This is a genomic window from Phocaeicola acetigenes, from assembly GCF_027529745.1.
Taxonomy (GTDB): Bacteria; Bacteroidota; Bacteroidia; order Bacteroidales; family Bacteroidaceae; genus Phocaeicola; species Phocaeicola acetigenes.
Window position 1 is genome coordinate 122,824 of the sequence record NZ_JAPZVM010000006.1, and the last position, 16,935, is coordinate 139,758.

Below are 16,935 nucleotides of genomic sequence, written 5' to 3' on the forward strand. Positions count from 1 at the left end.
TGAACATGAAAAAATATATATCAGTTTTAGCGTTGTCTGTTGCCTTGCTTAGTTCGTGCAGCGATTTTCTGGATGTGCAGTCTGAAGGAAATCCTATCACAAACGCTTATTTTACCAACGACCAACAAGCCATTGATGCAATAGACGGACTTTATAAACCTTTCCATAAGGAAACCATGTTCGGACGTGACTTGTTCTGGGAACAGGGAGCCGGATGTGATGTGGTATGGGGACGTTCCAGAAGCTTCAATACTTTGGCTACAATGGCTTATACCGGTGATGAAGATCCTTTGAAGAGTGCATACGAATTGCTTTATCAGAATATTTCCCGTTCAAACTGGATTATTCAGCAGTTGCTGAAAAAACAAAAAGAAAAAGGACTTTCAGAGATAGAGCAGAGAAGTTTGGGAGAAGCTTATTTTATGAGAGGTTTTGCTCATTTCTATGTAGCCTATCGTTATGGAACAGACGAACAGGGAGTACCTTTCATGCGTTACGAAGATTTGCCAGGCGATTATGATAACTCGATTCCTCCTCAGCAGAAATCAGTAGAAGATAACTATCAATATATCATTGAAGATATGGATCAGGCTATCCGTTACCTGCCCAAATTCGAAGAGTATGATACAGATAACAGAGGTCGTGCACATCAGGCAGCAGCTGTAGCTTACAAAGCAAAAGTATATGCTTACTGGGCTACATGGGATGCTACTCAGTGGGAGAATGTAATCAAAATGGTTGATTTGCTGGAAACAGACTATGGACGCGACCTGAATCCTTCTTTCTCTCAGCTGTTTTCTTCAGAATATGCTGATTTCTGGAATCAGGAATATCTTTGGACTATTCCTTCGGATGGTGGAAATATTGGTGGAGGAATAGACTTCCCCGGAGCTGTATTGGAAAATAAAGGATGGGGTGTTTACAATGGCTGGGGACAGTTGAAGCCTACTCTTGATATCTACGAAGAAATGGCGAAAGATGGCGCCGGAAACGAACGTCTTGTACGCTCAATTCTTGAGTATAATCAGGAATTCGAATATTTCGGTTCGTCAAGAGTCTTCTATTCTACATCCGATTATGAAGCCGGCTTTATGATTAATAAGTATATGGATCCGTTCAAACATAAAAATCCGGTAGAGAATGGATATGTGAATGCAAATGGAGACTGGCCTACCGTACGTATGAATTTCCCGATTATGCGTTTTGCAGAAATGAAACTGTTCCGTGCTGAGGCTTATCTGATGACTAACCGTGCTGATTTGGCTAAAGGAGATTTGGATGATATCCGCGAACGTGTCGGTTTGCAGCCACTTGATCATACTCCGACAATGGCTGACTTGTATCATGAACGTCGTTGTGAGTTGGCATTCGAGTTTACTGACCATTTGTTCGATTTGAAACGTTGGGCTCAGTCTTCTAATGCAGAAATCAAGGCTTTGGCAGAAAAAGAACTGAATGCTCGTCCTCGTATCCGTAAGTATGACGATCGTTCAAATCCGGAATCAACCTGGACTGAAGCTTATTATGAAGATTATACCAACAAACGGCCTTATGAGCAGTATATGAGAGTATTCCCTTATCCTTCGGATGTGGTGAAGAACTCAAATGGTAAACTGAAGCAAAATAAAGGTTATTAAGAAGTGAATAGATATAAATAATATAACTTTGTAACCGTCGATTCTGGATTTCGCTCGTCTGAGAATTGGCGGTTATATTATTTTTCAAACATTAATCTGTAAACTGAAACATATGAAGACAACACATTTTCTTGTATCTTCTTTATTTGTAGCGGGTCTTTCTTTATTAGGACACAATACGGTAGTAGCGCAACAATATCCGGTCAGAATTCATTCGCATAATGATTATAAGCAAACAGTACCTTTCTACGAGGCTTATTCACAGAAAGTGTATTCGATAGAAGTTGATTTGTTTTATAAAGGCAAGGAGTTTTATGTGGCTCACGACGAAGAGGATATTAATCCGGAGTTAACCTTCGATGCTTTGTATCTGAATCCTATTCTGTCGCTGTATCGTCATAATGAAGGCAGAGCGTGGAAGGGATCGGATGAGAAAATGCAGTTGCTGGTAGAAATCAAGTCGGATAATACTGACGCTTTTCTGAAAGCATTGCAGCGTAAACTGAACAAGTATCCGGAAGTATTCAATCCGTCAGTCAATCCGTATGCGGTTCGTATTGTGATTACAGGTAATGTGCCAGAGCCCGAAGACTTTGACAAGTATACTTCTTATATTCTTTTCGATGGCAATTTATCAGAAGACTATACAGAAAAGCAACTTGAACGGGTAGGGGTATTCAGTACCAATTTCCGTGACTTGTCGAAGTGGAATGGAAAAGGCTCATTGGTAAAAGAAGACAAGAAAAAAGTGGTTGCTGCTATTGAAAAGGCACATGCTCAGGGTAAGCAGATCCGCTTTTGGGGAGCTCCCGATGGTATGACTGCCTGGAATACTTTTCATATGTTGGGAGTAGATTATATCAATACGGATAAGGTAGAGAAGTGTACAGCTTTTTTCAGTGACTGGCATAACAAGCATTACGAGATTGCTTCAAAAGCTGTAGAGTCGGTACAGGGGGTAACCAAGACAGATCGTCTGGACAAGACTACTCACGATTTTGAGGGATTCAAGAATGAGAAGTTGCAGTTGGCAGAGCCGGTGAAGACTTATGTTCCTTCATTTGAATCCGATGGAACAGACCGTCCGGTGAAGAATGTCATTTTCCTTATTGGTGATGGTATGGGATTGGCACAACTTACAGCTGCAGATCGTGTAAACAAAGGCTTGACCATATTGAATATGCAGCATCTGGGACTGATTTCCACTTCAGCAAAAGATGCCTTTACTACCGACTCGGCAGGTGCCGGAAGTGCATTGGCTACTGGAGAGCAGAATAATAATCGTCATATCAGTATGAGTGAGGATGGAGTGGCTTATCCTTCGTTGACCGACTTCTTTGTAGAACAGGGAAAACAGTGCGGGGTTGTGACTTTGGGAAATGTGGCCGATGCTACACCGGCGGCATTTTATGGACATACTACTGAGCGTGATAATGCCGATGAGATTACCCGTGAACTGCTGAAAGGAAAGATTTCTTTACTGGCTGGTAGTGGTATGAGTAACTTCAAAGACAGAAAAGACGGAGTTGACTTATTGGCTGAACTTCAGAAAGAAGGTTATCAGGTAGTTACAGAAGTAGCAGATATCAAGGCCGACGGAAAGAAAACCATCTGCATAGACGAAGAAATGGAAAAAGCGGCAGAAGCAAAGACCATCGGCTTATTGGCGGAAACAACTGCCCGTTCTATCGATAAATTGAGCAAGAGTTCTCCTGAGGGATTCTTCCTTATGGTAGAAGGAGCAAAAATTGACTATGCCGGACATTCCAATTGCTTCCCGGGTTCGATAGTAGAGACTTTAAGTTTTGATATGGCAGTGGCTGAAGCCTTGAAGTTTGCCGACAAGAACGGAGAAACGTTGGTAATTGTAACAGGCGACCATGAAACCGGTGGTTTGACCCTGATAGACGGTAGTAATGAAACGGGATATATGACGGCTCTTTATGTGACCGACGACCATACACCGATTATGCTTCCGGTATTTACTTACGGCCCGCAGGCAAATAAGTTTATCGGTAAGTATGCCAATTATGAAATAGCCCGTAAAATTAAGGCGTTGATGAAAAAATAATATTGCGAAGACAATAAATTTATGGAAAAGGCTGTATCGGATATTTTCTGATATAGCCTTTTTCATGTTTAGGGATAGATTTGTATATGTACAAAAGTAAATGGAAATTCTTCTGGAAGTACGCTATATTCAGCGACGATGTCTGTATATTCGACGTCGTTGGCTGTACATTCAGCACCGTCGGCTCTCTATCCGGCGTTGTCGGTGATAGGATATAACTTGGATTGTATAGCGATGCTATTGAATGAAAGTAACTTGTTCTTTATGGAATACAGCCCCTTATGCGAGAGGACAAATAGAAGACAAAAGTGGAAAAATACCCGTATTAGAGAGAATTGGGAAAAATAATTTTGTATTTTTGGTTCTCTGTTAATGAAAGAATCAATATGAAAATACCCTTATTCCTTTTCTGTTGCATGCAGTTATTACTGTTCTCTTGTAATCAGGAACTGTTTATTGACGAGCTTTCACCTTCGGTCAATGGAAGCAGTGTTCAAAGTGACGGGAGTACGATGTGCATCGATTTAGGAACAGGTGACTGGAGTATTAATTCTGTATATACTGATGAAGGAACTCTTTATGGTGATATTTACGATTTAGAGGGACATTTGCTTTCGGGAGATAAGCCTTTATGTAGTGAGGGGCTGGTGCGTATGGTGAGCCGTCATCCCATGGTGGATTTTGTATTGGAACGTAATCGTACTGATGAACTGTTGCTGACGGTAAAGGAAAATCCGGGAGGAGTAGCTTTTCCGCTTTTTATTGTGGTAGGCAATCAGTATGAGGCACGTACTATTAATTTATCTTTAGAACCCTCAGAGCCTTATCGGCTGGATAGTATATCTTATGTCCTTTATTCTTATGGAGTTCGGGATAGCCTTTCGTTTGCAAACGGAGATGAAACAGTCGTGGTATGTAACAGCCATTCGTCTCAGTCTCTTCAGAGTCTGATATATCCTTTTCGGAATGCATCAGCCTGGGTTAAGTTTACTGCTTTAGGCCGGGAACCGTTGGATTTATTGGGTACCGATCGGCCTTTGGTGCATATTCCGGTTTCGTCGGACTTCTGGCTTATACTGTCGGATGGAACGTATGCTCTTTCGAGTGAATATATTCCGGTTGCAATATCCGAACAGCTGAAATCTGTTTCGGAGAAAGTTACGGTGCCTCCTTTACAGAGCATGACTATTAAGGCCAAATGTTGGTATGAAGAGAAAAGTATTGACTGTACACTGTATGTTACCCATCCGCGTACCGGAAGAAAACGTCAGATTAATGCGGTATGCGAAAGACTTGACCCTGTAGATTATACTTTATATTATGAAGCAATTCCCGAATAAAATATGGAATATCATTTTCAGAATACTTTGTCTGGGAGGGATGATGGCAGGAGGTGTATCCTTTGTATGGGGGCGGTCTGTTCTTCCCGATACTTTGGATACCGGACCGGTACACCGTATCGATATGGATTTGCGTCCTGCGTATGTGTTTCCTACCCATGGCTTTTTCTGCGGAAACAATGCTAAAGGCAAATCTGTGAATACCCAACTGGCGGCACATTTTAGATATTCTTTTCAGTTTTCTCCTGCTTCTCGTCTCAGACAACTTTATCCGTATGCTTATCAAGGGGTAGGAGTGGCTTATAACACTTTTCCTCAAACGTCGGAAATGGGTAATCCGGTTGCTGTTTATGTATTTCAAGGTTCTCGGATAGCCCGTTTCTCTTCTCGTCTTTCATTGGATTATGAATGGAATTTCGGGGCTTCGTTTGGATGGAAAAAATACAATCGGGAAACAAATCCATACAATGATGTGGTAGGGTCGGCCATCAATGCTTATATCAGTGCCGGTTTTTTCTTGAATTGGCAATTGTCTCCAAAATGGAATCTGACGGCAGGTATCGATTTTGTACATTACTCCAATGGAAACACTAATTATCCTAATTCCGGGGTCAATACAGTGGGAGCCCGCATCGGCTTGTCGCATACATTGGGGCAGGAAGCAGGGATGCAGCATGTGTCTGAACATTGGGAGAAACTTTCGGGCAGGCAGCGTTTCTGTTATGATTTTGTGGTGTATGGTTCTACCCGTAAAAGAGGGATTATGTGGGATGAAGAGCATGGTGAATTGATTCCCGGGTCGTTTGGGGTAGCTGGATTTAACTTTAATCCCATGTATATTGTAAACAAATATTTCCGGACAGGTATATCGCTTGATGCACAGTATGATGAAAGTGCTAATTTACGGGAGTTTCGCGTGGAAGGGACCAGTGGAGAAAATATCAAATTCTATCGTCCGCCGTTTCGTGAACAGATTGCCGTAGGGGTATCCTTACGTGCTGAACTGAATATGCCAATTTTTTCGGTAAATGTGGGAATCGGACACAATTTGTTTTTTACAGGAGAAGATACACGTGGCTTTTATCAGATATTGGCCTTGAAAACCTTTCTTACCCGGCATGTTTTTCTTCATGTGGGATATCAGTTGAACAACTTTAAAAATCCGAATAATTTAATGTTAGGGATAGGATACCGTTTCGGAAGATAAAAGTTCGGATATAGCAAAGGCTCCCGAAAGCAATATTCTGTTTTCCTTTCAGGAGCCTTTGTATGGTGTGTGGAAGAAGATTTGTCTTTTCCCACAGTATGTAAGAATAACAGTGTTATCCTAACAGTTCTTTTACTTTGGCAGAGATGGCGCGTCCTTCTGCAAGGCCAGCCAGTTCTTTGCTGGCAACACCCATTACCTTACCCATATCTTTGCCACTTGTAGCACCTGTACGGGCAATGATTTCTTTCAGCTTAGCTTCCAGCTCTTCTGCCGACAATTGTTTGGGCAAGTAAGCTTCGATAACGTGTACCTGAGCCATTTCTGCTTCAGCCAGGTCGGCACGTCCCTGTCCTTCGTATACAGCGGCTGAGTCTTTACCCTGCTTTACCAGTTTCTGCATGATTTTCAGTGCAGCATCGTCTGTCAGTGTATCGTTGGCTCCCGGAGCTGTCTTGGCTTCGAGGAAGAATTTCTTTACATTGCGCAAGGTTTCCAGTTTTACCTTGTCTTTGGCTTTCATAGCCTCTTTGATATCATTGCTGATTTGATCGAATAAATCCATAGTCGTATTTTTTATTGATATAGTTTAAAATGTAATAATGCCTGAGTTTGTATCAGTCGTTTCCGGTTGGTTGCTGACAGGAGCATCAATGGTTGACTTCGATTTGATACTTTCCAAAATCAGTTTGGTACGCTGATAAGTAGGACTCGCTTCTACCATGCTGATGATGTCGTCGTTGTCCAAATCTTCCTGTGAGAAAGTATAGATATTGAAGCGGCGTTTGTCTTTGTTGCTCTTGATGATGCTTTCGCCGTAGTATTCGTCACGGCGTTCGTCGCGGCGCTGTTCTTCTTCTTCCAGTTTTTCCAGGCGTTGCTGTTCTTCTGCCGAACGTTTGTTGAGCAGATTGTCCATACCCGGAATATTCTTGATACCGAATCCGGTAGCCAGAATGGTAAACTTTACTTTGTTCTCCAGTGCATCATCGATATAAAGACCCCATTTGGTTTCCACATCTTTTCCAAAACGGCTCATGAAATCGTGAACTTCGTTCATTTCTTCCATCATGAGGTCGTTCTGGCTGCTGTATGAAATATTGAACAGAATCTTTTTAGAGTTGAATATATCATTGTTGTTCAGCAACGGAGAGTGCAGGGCATCGTTGATGGCCTGTGTTACACGGCCTTCCCCTTCGCCGAATCCGGTACTCATGATAGCTACACCTCCGTCTTTCAAAACGGTTTTCACGTCGTTGAAGTCGAGGTTGATTTTACCACGTATCGTAATGATTTCGGCTATGCTTTTTGCTGCAATAGAAAGTGTGTCGTCTGCTTTACCGAAAGCATTCAATACACTGATATCGGAATACACATCGCGCAGACGCTCGTTGTTGATAACAAGCAGTGCATCTACGTGCTTGCTCATTTCTTCTACGCCATCGAGTGCCTGGTCGATTTTCTTATTTCCCTCGAATACAAATGGAATCGTCACAATCCCTACAGTCAGGATGCCCATATCCTTGGCAGTCTTTGCAATGATAGGAGCTGCACCAGTACCGGTTCCTCCACCCATACCGGCTGTGATGAATGCCATTTTACAGCCGTCGTTCAACATGTTCTTTACATCTTCCAAACTCTCTTCTGCGGCTGCACGTGCGCGTTCGGGACGGTTTCCGGCTCCCAGTCCTTCGCTTCCCAACTGGAGTTTGATAGGTACAGGCGATTCGTCGAGTGCCTGATTATCTGTATTGCAAACCACGAATGTTACATCGTGGATTCCTTCTCTATACATATGGTTGACTGCGTTGCCACCGCCACCACCTACACCGATGACCTTGATGATGCTCGGTGTTCCACCTTGAAAATCGAATGGCATAATTGTTTCGTCAGACATAGCTTCTTTTTCTTATATGTGGTGAATATTTTAATCTTTCATGATATCATCGGCCCCTTCCTTAATCTTTTTCATAAAGATACGGAACGGATTGTTATCATCTTTCTCTCGTTTGATTTCGGCTATCAGTTCGCCAATTTCATCGGCACGTTCATGCAGACCAATTGCTTTGGCCTCTTCAGCCTTGGCAAGAGCTGATTTATAGTTTTTCTTACCCAATAACCGTTTGGCTTCTTTGATAAGATTGTCACAGTTTTCCAGTTTTTCACGCTTTCTCTGCTCTTCTGCCTCTTTTTCTCTGCGGATACGTTCCTCTTCTTCGGCTTTCTTTCTGGCCTCTTCTGCTTTACGTTTCTGCTCTTCGATGTCTTCGAAAATTGTACGCTGGTAGCCATGCGGGTCTATCTTGCAACAGTTTTCCTTGCCGGCATAAAGCAGTCCTAAAAGTGTATTATGAGTACCGTCTTTAGGTATTTCAACAGTTCCGGTCAAGCTGACTTCGCCAATTGGGACGATTCGGATTTTCTCGATATGAGTCAGACGGGCAAAGGCTTTGTCGAAATTGGGAAGATTGGAGGCTCCTCCTGTTACAATGACGCCTGCAAGCAACTTGTCGCTGTAGCCTGAAAGAAGGATCTGATTCCAGACGTTTGTCAGGATTTCTTTCACACGTGCTTCTACAATATCCTCCAACTTGCGTGCCTTGATAGAATATTTCCCGTCAATAATGAATTCTTTGTTGGGGTCTGCTTCGTATTCTGCAGTATCGGTATAAGCACTGGCATATTGTAACTTCAAATGTTCTGCATCTTCTTCTTCAATCTGCAGGCTGCAAATATCCTTTGTGATGGCATTACTGCCCAAAGGAATGACAGCCAAATGACGGAGAATATTGCTTTTATACACTGCTACAGTGGTAGTATCCGCTCCGAAGTCAATCAGAGCACATCCTGAGCGCTTTTCACTGCTGCTTAAAACGATATCGGCAGTGACTGAAGGAGATAGTAAGTATTCGGCAACTTCGTATCCTGCTTGTCTTACACATTGCTCGATGCTGCTTTTTAAAGTATTGCGGGCAATGATATTGAGATAACGTCCTTCGATATGATCGGAAGGAATACCTACAGGTTCGGTTGTCAAGTTGTTGCCAACTTTATATTCTTGTGGTTCTACGGCAAGTATTTCTTTGTCCGGCAAAGCAATTTCACGGTTGCTTTTCATCATAGAATCAATCAAAGCCTGTGATATTTTGGTATCTTCATCCAGTTGTTTGACTTCTGTATGATGAATGCTGCGTACAGACTGTCCTCCCATACCCACATACACTTTCTTGATGGATGCCTGTAAAGTGCTTTCCAATTGCTTGATGACTGAGCTCAGTCGCTGGGTGGTTTTGTCTAAGTTATAAATCACTCCTTTCTTTATGCAGTCGGCAGAATACTCATTGGCATAGGCAAGAATCTGTATGCTTCCGTCTGCGTTTTTTTTCCCGGCAACGCCTGTGATTTTGGTTGATCCCAGCTCGATTGCTACTATAAAATCTGTTACTGCCATATCTTAATTCTCCTTTTTTGTACAAATAATTTGGTTGCTGAACTCTATACTGATACGTTCGTATTTATTCCAGCCTACCTGATTTAAAGCCTCCTTATAGAAGGTCTGCAATTTACTGAATTTTTCGTTATAATCGCCGCCTTTTCCTAAAAAGAGTATGTGCTTTCCTACTCGAGGTACTAATTCCAGTTCCAGTTTAGGAGTCACATTTATTTGTTCTATCTGTGCTTTCCAGAATTCATTACTCTGTAGGAACTTTGCCAATGGATAAAGTTCTTCTTTTGCAAACTTCCGGTCTATGAATCCTGTTACTACCGCCACATGTACGGGTTGACCAAGAGTAGTCATAATCTCTCCCTTGCTGTCAAGATAATAATTATCTCCATTATTGCTGAGGATACGGATGATAGGAACACGTTGATAGAGTTCGATGGCAACTTTTCCTCCACTGGTCAGATAACATTCTGCTTTTTCGATAAACGGATGTTTGGTGAGCGTTTCTTCTATACGTCGCACATTGATACTGCCCAATTCTTTACCCTCGGGGAAGAGTTTGTTACGTTTCAAAATGCTTTTGATTTCATCTGAAGTGATAAAACCATAGTCGATGCTGTCTTTTATGCTCAATTCCATACCCTTGCAAGCCCGCTGATTGGGTTCGCTGTTCAGTACGGTAGCAGACAACACGAGGTAAGCTGCTATCAGTAAAAGTATGCAGAGTATGAAAATTCGTTTTATCATCGGTCTTTTAATATATCGTAAATTTGAGGTACGTAATTATCTATGTCGCCGGCTCCCAATGTAATAAGTACATCGATGGGCTTGTTCTTCAACAATTCTATTAACTCTTCTTTTTTGCAGATGCATTTTTGCATATCGGGGCGAAGACTGTTGTAAATAAGCTCGCTGGTTACTCCTGGAATAGGTGCTTCGCGTGCTGGATAGATATCAAGCAGAATGACTTCGTCTAGAAGAGACAGACTGTCTGCAAATTCCTGATAAAAATCACGGGTGCGTGTATACAAATGAGGCTGAAATACTGCAGTGATTTTTCTATTCGGATACAATGTGCGGATAGAAGTTACGCTTTGTTTGATTTCTGCCGGATGATGTGCATAGTCGCTTAGTAAAACAACTCGTTCGTTTTTCAACTTAAAGTCGAAACGACGATCTACTCCTCCGAAACTTGCCATGGCATTGCGTATTTCTTCTGCTGTTGCTCCGCCAATCTGTGCCAAAGCCATTGCAGCAATACCGTTTTCAATGTTTACATAAACAGGTACTCCCAACTGTATATTTGTGATGTTTCCAAGTGGTGAAACATAGTCAAAATAGATTTCTCCATTTTCTATTCTTATGTTCTCTGCATGGAAGTCGCCTTCTGTAGTAGAGTAGGTATATATTGTAACTCCCTGTTGCACGTCTGGTACAAGCTCCAATCCTTTTTTCAATATCAGATAACCATCCGGACGTATCAGAGATGTGTATTTACGGAAACTTTCCAGGTAGGCTTCGTGAGTACCGTAAATGTCCAAATGATCGGAGTCTGTAGCGGTGATAACAGTAGCATACGGTGTCAGCCAATGGAATGAACGGTCGAATTCGTCGGCTTCGATAACCACAAACTCACTTTTTTCGGACAACAGCAGGTTGGTTCCATAGTTCTTGGAAATACCTCCTAAAAATGCGTTGCAACCAATGTGCGACTGATGAAGCAGGTGGGCTGCCATCGTCGAGGTGGTTGTCTTTCCATGTGTACCAGCTACACACAGGCCTTTTTCGGTTTGTGTAAGCATACCCAATACCTGCGCACGTTTCTGTATTTCGAAGCCATGTTCCTTGAAATACACCAACTCCTGATGTGTGGCTGGTATGGCAGGAGTATAAATTACCAGTGTGGTATCTGGGTTTAGGAAATCACTTGCAATAAGGGCTGTATTTTCTTCGTAATGAATGTCAGCCCCTTCTTTTATCAATTTTTCTGTCAGTTCACTTGGAGTACGGTCATAACCTCCTACTTTCTTGCCTTTCGACAGAAAGTAACGGACTAAGGCACTCATTCCTATTCCTCCGGCTCCTATAAAATAGACTGCAGATAGTGTATTAATGTTCATGTTTCTGTTGATATTGTTCTGCTAACTTACAAACCTCTTGTGCAATGACATTGGCAGAGTCTTTGAAAGCTAATGCAGCAATGTGGTTACTTAACTTCTTCAATACTTCCGGTTGCTGTACTGTTTTTATAGCCAAATCCAGCAATTCGTTTTCGGCTTCTGCATCTTTAACGTAGAGAGCTGCCTCTTTGTTGACCAGAGCAAGAGCGTTTTTGGTTTGATGGTCTTCGGCTACATTAGGTGAAGGTACCAGAATGACCGGCTTCTGCAACAGGCAGAATTCGGAGATGGAACCGGCACCTGCACGACTGATTACTAAATCGGCCGCACTATAGGCTGTAGCCATATCTGAGATAAAGTCTGTAGTATAGAGCATCGGTAGTTCTCCTGCTTGTTTGACTGTCTTTCTAGCTTCGTCGATGTAGAATTTACCAGTCTGCCAGATGAATTGTACGTCGGAATGTTTGATCTTATCCAATCCTTTCATCACACAGTTGTTGATAGTGCGTGCTCCCAGGCTTCCACCTACAATCAGTATTGTTTTTTTCTGAGGATCCAGACCGAATGAACGGATGGCTTCTTCCTTATTGATGGACTTCAGTAATCCTTGACGGACAGGGTTTCCTGTTAATATGATTTTTTCTTTATCGAAAAAGCGTTCCATGCCTTCGTATGCCACACATATTTTATCGGCTTTTTTAGCCAGTAATTTATTAGTGACACCAGCATACGAGTTCTGTTCTTGGATGAGAGTTGGAATACCCATCATTCCTGCCATCTTTAATGTGGGACCACTGGCATATCCTCCCACGCCTACTGCAGCATGCGGTTGGAAGTCTTTAATGATTTTACGTGCTTTCAGCTGACTGCGTATAATCTTAATCAATACGCTGAAATTTTTCAGAAGGTTCTTTCGGTTAAATCCGGCAATAGGAAGACCGATAATTTTATAACCTGCAGCGGGGACACGTTGCATCTCCATACGTCCTTCTGCTCCGACGAAAAGAATTTCTGCGTCAGGATGTTGTTCTTTTATGGCGTTAGCGATAGATACAGCCGGAAAGATATGTCCTCCCGTTCCACCTCCGCTGATAATGATTCTTAATTGTTTTTTCATTGTCTTTATTTTATTGCAAAGTTATGAATAAACTCTTAAAATAATGATTGTTTACTTTTTTTATCATTCGGACTTTAGTGTATCCTGTTGTTTTTCTGTTGTCGAATCTTCGGTTGCGGAGGTTTGACTGTTTTGACCTAATTGTGCTGCATTTTGAAGTAGAGCAATGGCGGCTTCTTGAATCTGTACTTGCTTACTATGCTCTTCTTCCTCTTGTTGCTGCTTTATTTCGTACACGCGCCGACTGATGCTTAATATGATTCCAATGTAGGCACAGTTTACCAGGGTAGATGTTCCTCCTTTACTGATTAGGGGTAAAGGCTGTCCGGTGACCGGAAGAATTCCTACAGCAACAAGCATATTGAACATGGCTTGAGAAACTAATAGGATTCCGATTCCCATAACGAGAAAGGCGTAATAAGACTTGTCGCAATTTCGGGCAATTTTCCCTATACGCATTAACAGAAGAATATAGAGAAAGGCGACAAACGCTCCTCCTATCAGTCCTAATTCTTCGATGATAATGGCATAGATAAAGTCGGAGAAAGCTTGCGATAGGAAATCACGTTGTACACTGTTTCCTGGACCTTTTCCCAAAATGTTACTGGTTGCAATAGCAATATTGGCATGGGCGACCTGAGCATCATTATCGATATCAAATTTAGCAGGAGGAACATTGGTCTTATTATGGTCTTTCAGACGTTCTTTCCAAGTTACCATACGATGCAGTCCTACCTTATCCCATGCATTGTCCGGAACGTATTTGATGGTAGTGAAGGCAATGAACATGGAAGCCAGTCCTATCCCCAAAAGTAAACCAAGTTGTTTCATCGGGACTCTGCCAATGAACATCATCAAAAATACACTTCCTGCCAGTAATACGGCTGTAGACAAGTTTTCCGAAACTATCAGTCCGCAGGTAATTCCTGTGATCCACAAGATATATTTCATAGCCTTGCGGCTGGCCTGTTCCTCCTCTTGAAGTTTAGACAAAATAAAGGCCACGGTAATGATGGTAGCCATCTTAGCAACTTCGGAAGGCTGGAACTGAATGAATCCTAAATCTATCCAGCGGCTTGCTCCGTTAATTGCCGACATCCCTAATACTATGAGTAGAAGAATCCATGAAATAGGGAGGAGTATAATTCCTGCTTTAAATATACGGCAAGGTATGTTGTGGGTAACCCATACAACGAAAGCACCTACCATCAGCAGTATCAGATGATTGGTTATAGGTTTCCAGTGATCCCCGCTTTTATAGGTCAGGGTACTGGAGGCACTGAATACTTCGATGATAGAGACAAGACAAAGTAACAAGAAGATAATCCAGATTACTTTGTCGCCTTTGAATAAATTTTTTAGCAAATCCATATTGGATGTTTGTTTATAAATTTCTCACACATTCTTTAAATTGATCGCCTCGGTCTTCGTAGCTGCGGAAGAGGTCGAAGCTGGCACAGCAAGGACTCAGAAGAACAGTTTCTCCTTTTTTTGCCATCTGATAAGCTGCATCAACTGCATCTTTCATACTTTGTACATCAGCAATAGGCAATCCGAATCCGTCAAAGAAATCATGCAGTTTTTCATTATGCAGTCCAAGGAAAATCAGCCCCGAACATTTTTCTTTTACCAATCCGGCTATCTCGCTGTAGTCATTTCCCTTGTCTTTTCCACCCAAAATCAGCACTGTTTTTGTTTTCATGCTTTGTAAGGCATACCAGCAAGAATTGACGTTTGTAGCTTTGGAGTCGTTGATGTAATCTACTCCACGTACACGAGCTACCTTTTCCAGACGATGTTCTACTCCTTTAAAATCTTTCAGTGCTTCGCGGATACACTCCTTGCGTATGCCGGCGATATTAGCCGAAATACCTGCAGCCATCGAGTTGAACAGGTTATGCGTTCCCGTCAGAGCCAATTCTTCTTCTTCCATGTTGAAAGCGATGGGCTCGGTAAAGTAAACCTTCTTCTGGTCTACGAAGGCAGCCAGTCCATCTTTCTTATGTTCTGCAAACGGATAATAATGTCCGTGAATGCCATATTTGTGTAATTCTCTTTGGATGATAGGATCGTCACTCCAATAAATAAAAGCATCCTCATCCGTCTGATTCTGGATGATCCGGAATTTAGCATCAACGTAGTTCTGCATTTTATGCTCATATCGGTCCAGATGATCAGGAGTGATATTCATCAGTACTGCAATGTTTGCGTGAAACTTATACATGTTGTCCAACTGGAAACTACTCAATTCGATTACATAATAATCGTAGTTGTATTCAGCTACCTGATACGCTAGGCTTTGTCCGATGTTTCCAGCCAGTCCTACATTCAGTCCGGCTTTTTTGAAAATATGATAAATCAACGAAGTGGTCGTTGTCTTTCCATTGCTTCCGGTGATACAAATCATCTTGGCATTGGTATAACGGCCTGCAAATTCAATTTCTGAGATGATAGGTGTTCCCTTTTCTCTCAGTTTAACAACCATGGGAGCATCATTAGGGATACCCGGGCTTTTAATCACTTCATCTGCATTCAGTATCAACTCCTCTGTGTGTTTACCCTCTTCCCAGGGGATGTTTCTTTCATTCAGCATTTCCTTGTATTTGTCTTTGATGGAAGACATATCGGAAACAAAGGTGTCAAAACCTTTTTTCTTTGCCAGCACAGCTGCTCCCGCACCACTTTCGCCAGCTCCTAAAATGACAATTCTTTTTGCCATGATCTTTTTATCTTATTTTTAAAGTAATAATCGTGATAGCTGCCAGTACGATGGTTACAATCCAAAAACGTACGGTTATTTTTGATTCATGAAAAACATTAGCCGGTCGTGTAATTAAATAGGTACAGTTCGGGTCGAGTTGTGCCATTGTAGTACGGAAATGGTCATGAATCGGAGTCCGTTTGAAAATGCGCTGACGTACTCCTTTCTTTTTTCCTTTCTGGAAATATTTCACCTGTAAGATTACAGACAAATTCTCTACCAAGAACACACCACACAAAATAGGAATCAATAATTCCTTATGTATGATGATGGCAAATACAGCAATGATTCCCCCAATGGTAAGACTTCCGGTATCTCCCATAAACACTTGTGCCGGGAAGGCATTATACCAGAGAAAACCAATCAATGCACCGATAAAGGCACAGATAAAGATAACCAACTCTTCACTTCCCGGTATATACATAATGTTCAAGTAGCTGGCATATTCTATATGACTGGATACATAAGCCAGTATCCCAAGTGTTACTCCTATAATCGCGGAGTTTCCCGCAGCCATGCCATCCATACCGTCGTTCAGATTGGCTCCGTTTGATACGGCTGTTACCACAAAGATTGTAATCAGCACGAATACGATCCATCCGATACTTTGTGCCTTGTCTCCCAGAAAACCTACAAAGTCGGCATAATCCAAATTGTTGTTTTTGAAGAATGGAATGGTCGTCTTAGTAGACTTCTCATCCTGACTTTTATGTATAACCTCTATGATCTGTCCGTTTTTCTGGATTTCCACATTCTCTCGGATGACCACACTCGGACTCAGATACAAGGTTAATCCTACAATCAGCCCAAGACCTACCTGGCCGATAATCTTGAATTTTCCGTGCAATCCTTCCTTGTCTTTTCGGAATACTTTGATATAATCGTCCAAAAAGCCCAGTGTACCAAGCCAAATGGTAGTAATCAGCATCAGTATCATGTATACATTGTGCAGCTTTCCTAACAGCAAACAGGGTATCAGTATAGCTACAATGATGATAATTCCTCCCATCGTCGGTACACCTACCTTATTGACATTGAAAGGATCAATAGATGCATCTCTTTGCGTCTCGGTGATTTGTTTTCGTTTGAGTAAATTGATGAAATATTCTCCAAAGATAGCTGAAATCAGCAAAGCCAATATGATTGCCATCAATGACCGGAACGATACATATCCAAACATGCGCGCTCCGGGGAAGTTCAATTGCTCAAGATAATCAAATAAATAATATAACATGTG

13 protein-coding genes are annotated in these 16,935 nt (G+C 42.0%); 4 read left to right on the forward strand and 9 right to left on the reverse strand.

Going from position 1 to position 16,935, the window contains the following annotated elements:
- The first annotated feature begins 5 nt into the window (after positions 1-5).
- The 4 genes from O6P32_RS08785 (at position 6) to O6P32_RS08800 (ending at position 6,255) form a co-directional block, all read left to right on the forward strand.
- Positions 6-1,637, forward strand: a complete 1,632-nt coding sequence (locus O6P32_RS08785) for a RagB/SusD family nutrient uptake outer membrane protein (RefSeq protein WP_269878052.1) — start codon at positions 6-8, stop codon at positions 1,635-1,637.
- 112 nt (positions 1,638-1,749) lie between these two features.
- A complete protein-coding gene (locus tag O6P32_RS08790) occupies positions 1,750-3,708 on the forward strand; it encodes an alkaline phosphatase (protein WP_269878054.1) in 1,959 nt (652 codons plus the stop codon).
- A gap of 386 nt (positions 3,709-4,094) precedes the next feature.
- A complete protein-coding gene (locus tag O6P32_RS08795) occupies positions 4,095-5,048 on the forward strand; it encodes a hypothetical protein (protein ID WP_269878055.1) in 954 nt (317 codons plus the stop codon).
- Complete coding sequence (locus O6P32_RS08800; RefSeq protein ID WP_269878057.1) at positions 5,029-6,255, forward strand: acyloxyacyl hydrolase; 1,227 nt, start codon at positions 5,029-5,031, stop codon at positions 6,253-6,255. Before O6P32_RS08795 ends, O6P32_RS08800 begins: the two co-directional genes overlap by 20 nt.
- A 115-nt stretch (positions 6,256-6,370) precedes the next feature.
- Here O6P32_RS08800 and O6P32_RS08805 read toward each other — a convergent pair whose 3' ends face one another.
- The 9 genes from O6P32_RS08805 to mraY form a co-directional block, all read right to left on the reverse strand.
- Positions 6,371-6,820, reverse strand: coding sequence for a GatB/YqeY domain-containing protein (locus tag O6P32_RS08805; RefSeq protein ID WP_269878059.1), 450 nt, complete (start codon positions 6,818-6,820; stop codon positions 6,371-6,373).
- Positions 6,821-6,844: 24 nt separating this feature from the next.
- The gene (gene ftsZ, locus O6P32_RS08810; RefSeq protein ID WP_269878060.1) at positions 6,845-8,152 is read right to left on the reverse strand and encodes a cell division protein FtsZ; all 1,308 of its coding nucleotides are present in this window, start codon (positions 8,150-8,152) and stop codon (positions 6,845-6,847) included.
- 30 nt (positions 8,153-8,182) lie between these two features.
- Positions 8,183-9,706: a cell division protein FtsA gene (gene ftsA / locus O6P32_RS08815; RefSeq protein ID WP_269878061.1), complete on the reverse strand. Its 1,524-nt coding sequence runs from the start codon at positions 9,704-9,706 to the stop codon at positions 8,183-8,185.
- A gap of 3 nt (positions 9,707-9,709) precedes the next feature.
- Entirely contained in the window at positions 9,710-10,447 is a 738-nt protein-coding gene (locus O6P32_RS08820; RefSeq protein ID WP_269878063.1) for a cell division protein FtsQ/DivIB, read from the reverse strand.
- Positions 10,444-11,820, reverse strand: a complete 1,377-nt coding sequence (gene murC / locus O6P32_RS08825) for a UDP-N-acetylmuramate--L-alanine ligase (RefSeq protein WP_269878064.1) — start codon at positions 11,818-11,820, stop codon at positions 10,444-10,446. Before murC ends, O6P32_RS08820 begins: the two co-directional genes overlap by 4 nt.
- Positions 11,810-12,937 carry an undecaprenyldiphospho-muramoylpentapeptide beta-N-acetylglucosaminyltransferase gene (murG, locus tag O6P32_RS08830; protein WP_269878065.1) on the reverse strand — a complete coding sequence of 376 codons (1,128 nt, stop codon included), beginning with the start codon at positions 12,935-12,937 and terminating at the stop codon, positions 11,810-11,812. Before murG ends, murC begins: the two co-directional genes overlap by 11 nt.
- Before the next feature lie 63 nt (positions 12,938-13,000).
- Entirely contained in the window at positions 13,001-14,308 is a 1,308-nt protein-coding gene (locus tag O6P32_RS08835) for an FtsW/RodA/SpoVE family cell cycle protein (RefSeq protein ID WP_269878066.1), read from the reverse strand.
- Positions 14,309-14,321: 13 nt separating this feature from the next.
- Positions 14,322-15,656 carry a UDP-N-acetylmuramoyl-L-alanine--D-glutamate ligase gene (gene murD, locus O6P32_RS08840; RefSeq protein ID WP_269878068.1) on the reverse strand — a complete coding sequence of 445 codons (1,335 nt, stop codon included), beginning with the start codon at positions 15,654-15,656 and terminating at the stop codon, positions 14,322-14,324.
- A 7-nt stretch (positions 15,657-15,663) separates the two neighbouring features.
- Positions 15,664-16,932, reverse strand: coding sequence for a phospho-N-acetylmuramoyl-pentapeptide-transferase (gene mraY, locus O6P32_RS08845; protein WP_269878069.1), 1,269 nt, complete (start codon positions 16,930-16,932; stop codon positions 15,664-15,666).
- Positions 16,933-16,935: the final 3 nt, after the last annotated feature.

What these genes read in the sequence shown, in the direction of transcription:
- O6P32_RS08785 (WP_269878052.1), top strand. Translation starts at nt 6, where the DNA reads ATGAAAAAATATATATCAGTTTTAGCGTTGTCTGTTGCCTTGCTTAGT.
- O6P32_RS08790 (WP_269878054.1), top strand. Translation starts at nt 1,750, where the DNA reads ATGAAGACAACACATTTTCTTGTATCTTCTTTATTTGTAGCGGGTCTT.
- O6P32_RS08795 (WP_269878055.1), top strand. Translation starts at nt 4,095, where the DNA reads ATGAAAATACCCTTATTCCTTTTCTGTTGCATGCAGTTATTACTGTTC.
- O6P32_RS08800 (WP_269878057.1), top strand. Translation starts at nt 5,029, where the DNA reads ATGAAGCAATTCCCGAATAAAATATGGAATATCATTTTCAGAATACTT.
- O6P32_RS08805 (WP_269878059.1), bottom strand. Translation starts at nt 6,820, where the DNA reads ATGGATTTATTCGATCAAATCAGCAATGATATCAAAGAGGCTATGAAA.
- ftsZ (WP_269878060.1), bottom strand. Translation starts at nt 8,152, where the DNA reads ATGTCTGACGAAACAATTATGCCATTCGATTTTCAAGGTGGAACACCG.
- ftsA (WP_269878061.1), bottom strand. Translation starts at nt 9,706, where the DNA reads ATGGCAGTAACAGATTTTATAGTAGCAATCGAGCTGGGATCAACCAAA.
- O6P32_RS08820 (WP_269878063.1), bottom strand. Translation starts at nt 10,447, where the DNA reads ATGATAAAACGAATTTTCATACTCTGCATACTTTTACTGATAGCAGCT.
- murC (WP_269878064.1), bottom strand. Translation starts at nt 11,820, where the DNA reads ATGAACATTAATACACTATCTGCAGTCTATTTTATAGGAGCCGGAGGA.
- murG (WP_269878065.1), bottom strand. Translation starts at nt 12,937, where the DNA reads ATGAAAAAACAATTAAGAATCATTATCAGCGGAGGTGGAACGGGAGGA.
- O6P32_RS08835 (WP_269878066.1), bottom strand. Translation starts at nt 14,308, where the DNA reads ATGGATTTGCTAAAAAATTTATTCAAAGGCGACAAAGTAATCTGGATT.
- murD (WP_269878068.1), bottom strand. Translation starts at nt 15,656, where the DNA reads ATGGCAAAAAGAATTGTCATTTTAGGAGCTGGCGAAAGTGGTGCGGGA.
- mraY (WP_269878069.1), bottom strand. Translation starts at nt 16,932, where the DNA reads ATGTTATATTATTTATTTGATTATCTTGAGCAATTGAACTTCCCCGGA.